6 protein-coding genes and 1 pseudogene are annotated in these 4,481 nt (G+C 67.3%); all 7 read left to right on the top strand.

The genetic code is table 11. The features are described from left to right. Positions 1 to 3 precede the first annotated feature (3 nt). A complete protein-coding gene (locus tag EOA86_RS23765; protein WP_128343892.1) occupies positions 4 to 333 on the top strand; it encodes a c-type cytochrome in 330 nt (109 codons plus the stop codon). After that, the gene (locus EOA86_RS23760) at positions 320 to 1,564 is read left to right on the top strand and encodes an NAD(P)/FAD-dependent oxidoreductase (RefSeq protein WP_128343890.1); all 1,245 of its coding nucleotides are present in this window, start codon (positions 320 to 322) and stop codon (positions 1,562 to 1,564) included. Before EOA86_RS23765 ends, EOA86_RS23760 begins: the two co-directional genes overlap by 14 nt. Next, positions 1,561 to 2,013 (top strand): sulfur oxidation c-type cytochrome SoxX, encoded by a 453-nt coding sequence (soxX, locus tag EOA86_RS23755; protein ID WP_128343888.1) that lies wholly within the window; start codon positions 1,561 to 1,563, stop codon positions 2,011 to 2,013. The genes EOA86_RS23760 and soxX overlap by 4 nt, the downstream gene beginning before the upstream one ends. Before the next feature lie 2 nt (positions 2,014 to 2,015). Continuing rightward, positions 2,016 to 2,498 carry a SoxY-related AACIE arm protein gene (locus EOA86_RS23750; protein WP_128343886.1) on the top strand — a complete coding sequence of 161 codons (483 nt, stop codon included), beginning with the start codon at positions 2,016 to 2,018 and terminating at the stop codon, positions 2,496 to 2,498. Further along, positions 2,498 to 2,818, top strand: coding sequence for a thiosulfate oxidation carrier complex protein SoxZ (soxZ, locus tag EOA86_RS23745; RefSeq protein WP_128343884.1), 321 nt, complete (start codon positions 2,498 to 2,500; stop codon positions 2,816 to 2,818). Before EOA86_RS23750 ends, soxZ begins: the two co-directional genes overlap by 1 nt. After that, a complete protein-coding gene (soxA, locus tag EOA86_RS23740) occupies positions 2,818 to 3,597 on the top strand; it encodes a sulfur oxidation c-type cytochrome SoxA (protein WP_128343882.1) in 780 nt (259 codons plus the stop codon). The genes soxZ and soxA overlap by 1 nt, the downstream gene beginning before the upstream one ends. Positions 3,598 to 3,729: 132 nt before the next feature. Next, positions 3,730 to 4,377 (top strand): annotated as a pseudogene (locus EOA86_RS23735) (aldo/keto reductase); the annotation flags it as partial. Positions 4,378 to 4,481 lie beyond the last annotated feature (104 nt).

Here is a 4,481-nt window from a genome sequence, read left to right as displayed (position 1 = left end):
GACATGAGGCGCTCGAAGAACAGGCGCGGCAGGCGATCGTTCGTGCCCGTTCTGCTTGCGGGGCTCGTGGCCAGCGCGTCGGCGCGGGCCGACGCGGCGCCTGGTGCGACGGCGTGCACCGGCTGTCACGGGCCGGCGGCGCTCGGCTCAGCCATCCCCTCGCTCGACGGCCATGCGGCCGACGACATCATTGCCCAGATGCAAGCCTTCCGTTCCGGTGAGCGCAAGGCGACGGTCATGGACCGCATCGCCAGGGGATTTACCCAGGAGGAGACGCGCGCCATCGCCGAATGGCTCGCTAAACCGGAGGCGGCACGCCATGCCCAGCCGTAGAGCCCTGATCGGTGGCGCGGCGACGCTGGCCGCGCCGCAGGTGCGCGCACAGGCGCAGCCCCGCGTGATCGTCGTCGGCGGCGGCTTTGCCGGGGCGAGCTGCGCCCGCGCGCTGAAACGGCTGGATCGCGACCTTGCCGTGACGCTGATCGAGCCAGAGACAGCCTATCTGGCCTGCCCGTTCAGCAATGCCGTTGTTGCAGGGCTGCGTGGCATCGAGGCGCAGACCTTCGATTATGACCGATTCGGCGACATCGGCCTCATTCGCAAGCGCGCTGTCGCCGTTGATGCTGAGCGCCGGCGCGTTCGGCTGGAGGATGGTACGGACATCGGCTACGTCAGACTGGTGCTGGCGCCGGGCGTCGACCTGCGCTTCGACGCTTTGCCGGGCTACGACGAGGCGGCAGGGGCGATCATGCCGCATGCCTGGAAGGCGGGGCCGCAGACGCTGCTGCTGCGCGACCAGCTCGCGGCGATGCCGGACGGTGGGGTCGTCGTTCTCTCCGCGCCAGCCAATCCGTTCCGCTGCCCGCCCGGTCCCTACGAGCGGGCAAGCCTGATCGCGCATTACCTCAAGACCAGCAAGCCACGCTCCAAGCTGATCATCCTCGACGCCAAGGACGCCTTTTCGAAGCAGCGCCTGTTCGAAGCGGCCTGGCAAGAGCTCTATCCCGGCTTGATCGAATGGGTGCCACTGTCCTCGGGCGGCAGGGTGACGGAAGTCGACCCGGCGGCAAGGACGCTGGTGACCGAGTTCGGCAATCACAAGGCGGATGTCGCCAACGTGATCCCGCCGCAGCGTGCGGGCGGGATCGCGCAGTCGGCCGGCGTCGCCGATCAGACGGGCTGGTGTCCGATCGACCCGGTCACCTTCGAGTCCCGCCTGCAGCCGGCGATCCACGTCGTCGGCGACGCGGCGATCGGCGGGGCTATGCCGAAATCCGCCTTCAGCGCCAACGCCCAGGCAAAAGCCTGCGCTGCGGCGGTCAGCGCGCTGGTCAGGGAGCGGCAGCCGGGGCAGCCGAAGCTCATCAACACCTGCTACAGCCTGGTCGCGCCCGACTACGGCATTTCGATCGCAGGCGTCTACCAGCCGCGCGACGGCCTGCTTGCCGAGGTGGAGGGTGCGGGCGGCACCAGCCCGCTCGAAGCACAGCCCTCCGTTCGCGAACTGGAAGCGGCCTATGCGGAGGACTGGTTCCGAACGATCACCAGTGAAGCGTTCGGATGAGCAGGGTGGCTTGCCTCGCTCTTATGGGATTGCAGCTTGCGGCCTCGCCCGGTGCCGGCGAGGAGATGGGGTCTTATGTCGTGACCGGCGATGCGATCATGGAGCCTCTGGTCGGCGGCAAGGGCGATCCGGCGCGCGGCGCCACGCTGATCTCGGACCGGCAGCGCAGCCTCTGCACGCTCTGCCACAGCGGCCCGTTTCCCGACGCGCATCTGCACGGCATGCTGGCGCCCGACCTGACCGGCGTCGGGGCAAGGCTTTCGGATGGCCAGATCCGGCTGCGCGTGGTCGACATGAAGCGGCTCGTGCCGAACACGATCATGCCTTCCTACTATCGGGTCGCGGATGAGCAAGGCCGGCGTGTCGCCACCGTCTGGCGCAGCAAGCCGATCCTGAGCGGCGCCGATATCGAGGATATCGTCGCCTACCTCACCACGCTGAAGGGGTGATTATGCACGAAGACCCGCTTCGAGTTCACGGAGGCTTGGCCGGACGGCGGCAGTTTCTTCGGGCCGGCATGACTGGTCTGCTGGTGATCAGTCTGCCGCGCTGGGCTGTTGCCCGTCCGAGCCTCGAGGACGCGATCCGGACCTTCACCGGGGGAGCCGACGTCCTCGACGGCCGCATCCGGCTCGATCTGCCACCCCTGGTCGAGAACGGCAACGCGGTCGGGATCACGGTCGCCGCCGAGAGCCCGATGACCGCGGGCGACCATGTCCGACGCATCGCGGTCTTCAACGAGAAGAACCCGGAGGCGAATGTCGCGGTTTTCCACCTCGGGCCGCGCACGGGCCGCGCCACCGTCTCGACGCGGATCCGGCTCGCGACCTCTCAGGTGGTGGTGGCCGTTGCGGAGATGAGCGACGGCAGCTTCTGGTCGAGCCGGGCGAGCGCCATCGTCACGCTGGCCGCCTGCATCGAGGATCTCTCATAATGGCGCGCGCGCTCGTCAATGTGCCGAAAACGGCCAGGCAGGGCGAGGTCGTCGAGATCAAGGCGATGATCGCCTATCCGATGGAAACCGGCTATCGTATCGGCCCGAACGGCTCCAACATCCCCCGCGACATCATCCGCCGCTTCGCCTGCGCCTACAACGGCGAGGAGGTGTTTTCGGCCGATCTCTTTCCAGCGGTGTCGGCCAATCCGTTCATTGCCTTCACGCTCGTCGCCACGACGAGCGGCACGATCGACTTCACCTGGACGGACGACACAGGAAGGACGCAGACGGCGTCCGCCATGATAACGGTGAACTAATGCATACGCCCTGGCGGCTAGCAGCCCTCGGTGTTGCCGCTATTTGCGGCATCGTCTCTGCCGCCGGCATCGAAAACAGCGCGAAGCGCTCCGGTTTCGACTTTATGACGCCGGAGACGCAGGCGCTGCAGGCCGACGACACGAGCAACCCCGGCATGCTGTGGGTGCTGCAGGGCGAGCAGCTCTGGCAACAGGCGGGGGGCAGGGCGGATGTCGCCTGCGTCGGCTGCCATGGCGATGCTTCCCAGACGATGCGCGGCGTTGCCACGCGCTACCCGGCCTTTGACGAGGCGATAGGACGGCCGATCGACCTTGCCGGGCGTATCAACTCCTGCCGAGCGGGACGGCAGCAGGCCGAGCCGTTAGCGCCGGAGTCTGACGCTTTGCTCGCCCTGACGGCCTATGTGGCGCATCAGTCGCGCGGCATGCCAATCATACCGGCGACCGACGCCCGGCTCGCGCCGTTTCGCGACAACGGACGGCGCCTGTTCCAGAGCCGCATCGGCCAGCTCAACCTCTCCTGCGCCTCCTGCCACGACGACAATTGGGGCAAACGGCTCGGCGGCAGTGTCATCCCGCAGGCCCATCCGACCGGCTATCCGCTCTATCGACTGGAGTGGCAGACGGTCGGTTCGCTGCAGCGGCGCCTGCGCAACTGCATGATCGGGGTGAGGGCCGAGCCCTTCGCCTTCAGCGCACCCGAACTCGTCGAGCTGGAGCTCCATCTGATGGAGCGGGCCCGCGGCGTGCTGGTCGAGACGCCGGCGGTCCGGCCGTGATGCCGGCCGGCGGGCCGGTCTTCACCTGTCGCGGACGGACAGTTGATCGCAACTTCGGTCGTCTTATTCTCTGAAGCGCAGACGTTCCAGAAGGAGGCTGAAAGCTGGCGATGGCTGCCGCCGGCTCGGGTCGAAGGCGTGGAGCCGTTCCGAAATGAGGTCGTGATCGCAACCAAGTTTGGCTGGAACATCGATCAGGAGACCGGCGAGCGGCGCCCGGCCTGAACAGCCGTTCGGACCACATCAAGATTGTGGTCGAGGGCATGTTGAAGCGCCTGCGCACCGACCGCATCGATCTCCTCTACCAGCACCGCGTCGACCCTGCAGTGCCGATCGAAGACGTGGCAGGCGCGGTCAAGGACCTGATGGCGGAAGGCAAGGTCCTGCACTGGGGCCTGTCGGAGATGGGGCTGGGAACGCTTCGCCGCGCGCATGGCGCACTGCCTGTCGCCGCCGTCCAGAACGAATACTCGATGCTATGGCGTGGGCCGGAAGAAGACGTGATCTCGCTCTGCGAGGAACTTGGCATCGGCTTCGTGCCGTGGAGCCCGCTCGGGGCGGCTTCCTGGCGGGTGCTATCGATGCCAGGACACGGTTCGCCGAAGGCGGCATTCGCGGGATCGAGTCCCGGTTCTCGCCGGACAACCTGCCGCATAACCTGGCGTTGGTGGATCTGGTGAAGGCCTGGGCCGAACGGAAGCGGGCCACGCCGCGCAGATCGCGCTGGCCTGGCTGCTGGCGCAGAAGCCCTGGATCGTGCCGATCCCCGGTACGAACCGCCGCTGCAGGAGAGGGTGCCGGATCAGAGCTCCTATGAAACCGTGTTCCTGGGCTTTCCGATCTGGGGAATGACCGCGCCTTCCGTCATACGCTCGTTGCTGTCG

It is taken from the genome of Mesorhizobium sp. M5C.F.Ca.IN.020.32.2.1, from assembly GCF_004023105.1.
GTDB classification, from domain to species: domain Bacteria; phylum Pseudomonadota; class Alphaproteobacteria; order Rhizobiales; family Rhizobiaceae; genus Mesorhizobium; species Mesorhizobium wenxiniae.
The sequence above is the reverse complement of the archived record's forward strand: the minus strand, read 5'-3'. Positions and strand labels throughout refer to the sequence as shown.